Here is a 5,264-nt window from a genome sequence, read left to right as displayed (position 1 = left end):
ATATTTCACAGCTGTAGTTAGAGCACCTATAACTGGAACTATTCTAATTACTGAAATGACAGGTTCCTTTTCTCATTTGCTATCATTAGCTATTGTATCAATAGTTGCATATATAGTTGCAGATATTTTAGCATCAAAGCCTATTTATGAATCATTGCTAGAAAGATTTTTACACAATGCAGGAGAAAAAATATCCTTTGGTAATAAGAAACATAAGCATCTATTAGAATTTTCTATTTGTATGGGCTGTGAATTAGATGAAAAACAAGTTAAAGACATTAAATGGCCACATAATTGTCTACTGGTAGCAGTTAAGCGAGGAGAACATGAAATACTTCCACAAGGGGATACTATTATTTTCCCCGGAGACTATATAATAGTGCTTACTAACGAAGATAAAGTATCTGACATAAACGACATTTTAAATGAAAAAACAGCATCTTGTGAAACATTAAACTAAATTAGACTACCCTAAGCCTTCTGAATAAAAAAAGCTTATTTACACAAAATATAAACTAATTTATACCGTAATTTGTATGCAGAGGGCTTATTTATAAATTGCAGTTTTTTATGTAAACTAGTAAAGGGTCATTAAGATGTAGAGGGTGAGTAATTTGCAAAAGGAAATCAATTATGAAGAAATTGGAAACAGAATAAGGATTGAACGAGAAAATTTTGATATGACCAGAGAAAAATTGTCTGAACTTGTAAACCTTTCTCCATATTTTTTAGGACAAATTGAAAGAGGAGAAAGGAAAATGAGCATTAATACATTGATAAAGATTTCTGAATGTTTACATATATCAATAGATTATTTATTTTTCGACCATGTAAATGTTAATTCAAATAACAATGTTTTACATTCATTGATAAGTAGATGTTCAGAAAAGGAAGTCAGTGTTATTGAAGGTCTTATTAAGTTGTTATTACCACACCTTGCAAGGTAAGAAGTATTAATACACCTATTTTCTATACTATATGATTTTTATATATTTCAAAAAATTTTAGAACAAAAAAAAACTAGTATATTACTAGTTTTTTTTGTTAATCTACTTGCCACTTGCCACGTTAGTGGCACGTAAAATACATTCTATCTTAGTATCAAATAGTATTTTAGAGCATGTCCTACTTAATCTTAATCTCAAGTTGTGGTTATATTCTTCAAATTCAGATCCCATTTTTTGTTTGATTCTGTTATGTAAAACATCATGGGTATAATCCAAGTCCTCGTAAGGAATATCCTCTATAATAAAAAAATCAAGCTCTTTTCCTGCTACCCCTTTTATCTGAAAATTGTTAGCCATTTTATTAAACATAAACCATTTTTTTATGTTTTCATACTCTTTAGTTATTTTTTCTAATGACATATTGTATATTGCCTCTTCCAAAAATGGAACTTGCTTCAAACAATTTACATTCATTACATCAACTTCTATGTCCTTCACAAAATAAAACATCTTCTCCCCCTCACAAACTGTACATGTATTTCTCTTTATTTACTTACTCTAAATCTTAAAATCCACAGATAGTATAACAAATTTTAATCTTATTTTCTATTGATTTTTATACCCAAAATATAAATATTTTACCTATTAACTAAAATATATTCAAATATAACACCAATATAAATACATATAGATATTTTTACTGTTTTTTATAATATTATATCTAAAAATCACTCTAAAGTTGTAGAATTTATAAAAATAAGATTGTATACTATAAATGCATTGTTTTTTACAGGATGAACTTTATTTAAAAAACAAGCTATTAAAGGGAGTGATTAACGTATGGAACTTATTGAAATAATCAAGGCTATTGTTCTTGGTATTGTTGAAGGTTTAACCGAGTGGATACCCATCAGTAGTACAGGACATATGATTTTAGTTGATGAGTTTTTACAACTCAATATGAGTGCAGCATTTAAAGAGATGTTTTTAGTAGTTATTCAGCTTGGAGCAATCATGGCCGTTGTGGTGTTGTACTTTAAAAAGTTAAATCCTTTTTTAATTATTAAAAGTAAAATAACTATAAAAGATGATACTCTTTCGCTATGGTTAAAAATCATTGCAGCTTGTGTTCCAGCAGGGATTATTGGTGTGTTATATGATAATAAAATTGAGGCAATGTTCTATAATTATCAGACAGTTGCAGTGACTTTAATTATATATGGTATTCTGTTTATTGTTATAGAGCGTAAACATATAAATATAAAACCTAAAATTAATGAACTATCTCAAATCACTTATAAAACTGCGGTTCTCATTGGAATATTTCAAATACTAGCACTAATTCCTGGTACCTCTCGTTCGGGAACAACTATTCTTGGTGCAATTTTAATAGGAACATCAAGAACTGTTGCAGCAGAGTTTACCTTTTTCCTTGCTATTCCTATCATGTTCGGAGCGAGCCTTTTAAAGCTTCTTAAATTCGGTTTGGTTTTCACAAATGCTGAACTTATTACTTTGTTTATAGGAATGTTGGTTGCTTTTGTAGTATCTGTACTGGCCATTAAATTCTTAATGGGGTACATAAAGAAGCATGATTTCACGTTATTTGGATGGTATAGAATTGTATTGGGTATAATTGTAATTTCATACTTCTTTGTTGGTTAATATTATACCAATATTTGTTTTTCACATTTCTAAGTGTTATTATATAATATATATATATAGTATGAAAGGGGAATTATAATGAATACAATGAAAAAATTTGAATTTGCACCTCGTTATTTAAGTTTGGCTGTTATATCCGATGTACATGAAGGAAATAAAATATTAAATGAACTTATTTTAGAGAACGAAACTCTTTTAGGACATAGACAGGTTGGTAGCAGAAGTTATCACATTTTCTATTTTAAAAATGATCGTTTTTCTGTTTATTATCATAAAGGTGGAGTAGACGCAATGTACTCTTCTAAATCACTAGATGTAGTTTTAGATTATGTAAACAATTTAAAACCTGAGGATTTTGAGTAAATAATATAATAATAAAAAATATTATGATTGGAGAAAAAATGTCAGTAAATAATATTACACTACTTGCAGATACAAAATATTTAAAACTTTATAATGCAGAGTATACTAATAAAAAAGGTGATATTAAAAATTGGTCCATAGCTTCTAGAAAAGATTTAAATACATTAAAAAACAACTATTTTAATGGTACTGATGAAAATATAGATGCTGTTATAATAGTAGCAACTCATATAGATGAAGATAAAATAGTTATTATAAAACAATTTAGAATTCCTCTTAATGATTATGTATACGAAATTCCTGCTGGACTCATAGATCCAGGAGAAGACGTTGAAACTACTGCAAAGCGAGAACTAAAGGAAGAAACTGGGCTAGATTTACTACAAATAGATTATAACAAAACTAAACCAAAAGTATATATTTCAACAGGTATGACTGATGAATCCGTAGCTCTAGTATATTGCACTTGTAGCGGCGAAATTTCGAAAGAATATTTAGAAGATGATGAGGATATAGAAATTATGCTATTATCAAGGCAAGAAGCTATGGATCTTATTAGCTCTGACAAAAAAATAGACATTAAGGCTTTTCTTTCAATACAAAACTATATTGGTGCCTAGCGCGATGCAAGTTGCATGTTGTAAATAACTAGAAGAGCCAGCAGAATATAATTAATTTGTTCTGCTGGCTCTTCTAGTTATTTTTTTCACATATACAACAATATTTTTCACATATACAACAATATTTTTCACATAAATTTATTGTAACTTAACTGCTTTGAAGAAATCTGAATATATTTATTGCAATTTTCTCATAATTGTGATAATATTTTTTTAGTGTTAAATTAATAAAGTAGGGGGAGATTTATGGAAAACATACTCAGTCAAATAAGTGGTTTAATTTGGAGCAATGCACTAATTTATTTATGTTTAGGTACAGGTGTTTATTTTTCTATTAGAACGAGGTTCCTTCAAATACGTCATATTAAACACATGGTTAAGTATTTATTTAAAGGTGGAGACTCAGAACAAGGAGTATCTTCATTTCAAGCCTTTGCAATGTCAGTTGCTGGCCGTGTTGGGACAGGCAATATAGCAGGTGTTGCTACTGCTATAGCCATGGGTGGTCCTGGTGCCCTTTTCTGGATGTGGGCTATTGCATTTCTAGGTGCTGGTTCATCCTTCATAGAATGTTCACTTGGTCAAGTTTACAAAGAAGAAATTAATGGTGAGTATCGTGGAGGTCCAGCCTACTACATTGAAAAAGCTATGGGACAAAAATGGTACGCAATTCTGTTCGCAATTGTAACTATAATCGGTTTGGGCTTATTTGCTGGAGGCGTTCAATCAAACAGTATTGCAGCTGGTATTGATAATGCCTTTGGACTTGCTCCTTGGATAACAGGATTAGTAATAGTAGCACTACTTGCTTTAGTTATATTCGGCGGTACAAAGAGACTTGGAAAAACTGCTGAAATTATAGTGCCTTTTATGGCAATTGCCTATATTATAGTGGCATTTATAGTACTTCTAGTAAATATCGCAGAAGTTCCTGCAATGTTTACATTAATAATTAAAAGTGCCTTTGGTGCTGAACAAGCATTTGCAGGTATCTTAGGACTCGCAGTTCAATGGGGAGTTAAAAGAGGAATTTATTCAAATGAAGCTGGACAAGGAACTGGACCACAGTCATCTGCGGCTGCCGAAGTATCTCACCCAGCTGTACAAGGTTTAGTTCAATCTTTTGCAGTATACTTTGATACATTATTTGTATGTTCTGCAACTGGATTCATGATTCTAGTAACAGGCCAATACAATGTATATAATGAAGCAGGTGGATTCATTGTATCGCATATACCAACAATTGAAATAGGACCTGGATATACACAAGCTGCAGTTTCAACTGTAATGGGAGACTTCGGAGCAGGTTTTGTTGCCATCGCTTTGTTCTTCTTCGCATTTACAACACTGCTAGCATACTATTATATAGCAGAAACAAACCTTACTTATTTGTTTAGAAACTCTAAAAATAGCAAGGTTATCATTAATGTACTAAGAATTGGAATTCTCTTTTCCACTTTTTATGGTTCTGTTAAAACAGCAGCAACTGCTTGGGCACTTGGTGATATTGCTGTAGGTAGCATGGCATGGCTTAATGTTATTTCCATAATAATCCTTGGAAAGATTGGTCTTAAAGTTTTAAAAGACTACGAAGCTCAATTGAAAGAAGGAAAAACAATGGATACATTTACTTTCGATCCTAAGAAGTTGGGAATTAATAATGCAGATT

7 protein-coding genes are annotated in these 5,264 nt (G+C 30.7%); 6 read left to right on the top strand and 1 reads right to left on the bottom strand.

Annotated features, from left to right (window positions below; translation table 11 throughout):
• Together ACJAX4_RS21995 and ACJAX4_RS21990 are read left to right on the top strand one after the other, a co-directional pair.
• Positions 1-460 (top strand): TrkA C-terminal domain-containing protein (locus tag ACJAX4_RS21995; protein WP_435791580.1); only part of this gene is annotated, 460 nt, incomplete at its 5' end.
• Between the two features lie 154 nt (positions 461-614).
• Entirely contained in the window at positions 615-947 is a 333-nt protein-coding gene (locus ACJAX4_RS21990; protein ID WP_435791579.1) for a helix-turn-helix domain-containing protein, read from the top strand.
• A gap of 102 nt (positions 948-1,049) precedes the next feature.
• Here ACJAX4_RS21990 and ACJAX4_RS21985 read toward each other — a convergent pair whose 3' ends face one another.
• A complete protein-coding gene (locus tag ACJAX4_RS21985) occupies positions 1,050-1,457 on the bottom strand; it encodes a hypothetical protein (protein ID WP_435791578.1) in 408 nt (135 codons plus the stop codon).
• 330 nt (positions 1,458-1,787) lie between these two features.
• Here ACJAX4_RS21985 and ACJAX4_RS21980 point away from each other — a divergent pair, with 330 nt between their 5' ends.
• The 4 genes from ACJAX4_RS21980 to ACJAX4_RS21965 all read left to right on the top strand — a co-directional run.
• Positions 1,788-2,612, top strand: coding sequence for an undecaprenyl-diphosphate phosphatase (locus ACJAX4_RS21980; protein WP_435791577.1), 825 nt, complete (start codon positions 1,788-1,790; stop codon positions 2,610-2,612).
• 78 nt (positions 2,613-2,690) lie between these two features.
• Positions 2,691-2,975, top strand: coding sequence for a hypothetical protein (locus ACJAX4_RS21975; RefSeq protein ID WP_435791576.1), 285 nt, complete (start codon positions 2,691-2,693; stop codon positions 2,973-2,975).
• Positions 2,976-3,013: 38 nt separating this feature from the next.
• Entirely contained in the window at positions 3,014-3,595 is a 582-nt protein-coding gene (locus ACJAX4_RS21970) for an NUDIX hydrolase (protein ID WP_435791575.1), read from the top strand.
• 246 nt (positions 3,596-3,841) lie between these two features.
• Positions 3,842-5,264 (top strand): alanine/glycine:cation symporter family protein (locus tag ACJAX4_RS21965; RefSeq protein ID WP_435791574.1); only part of this gene is annotated, 1,423 nt, incomplete at its 3' end.

Origin of the sequence: Clostridium sp. (assembly GCF_051278035.1) — a bacterium.
Classification (GTDB): Bacteria; Bacillota; Clostridia; order Clostridiales; family Clostridiaceae; genus Clostridium_AD.
The sequence above is the reverse complement of the archived record's forward strand: the minus strand, read 5'-3'. Positions and strand labels throughout refer to the sequence as shown.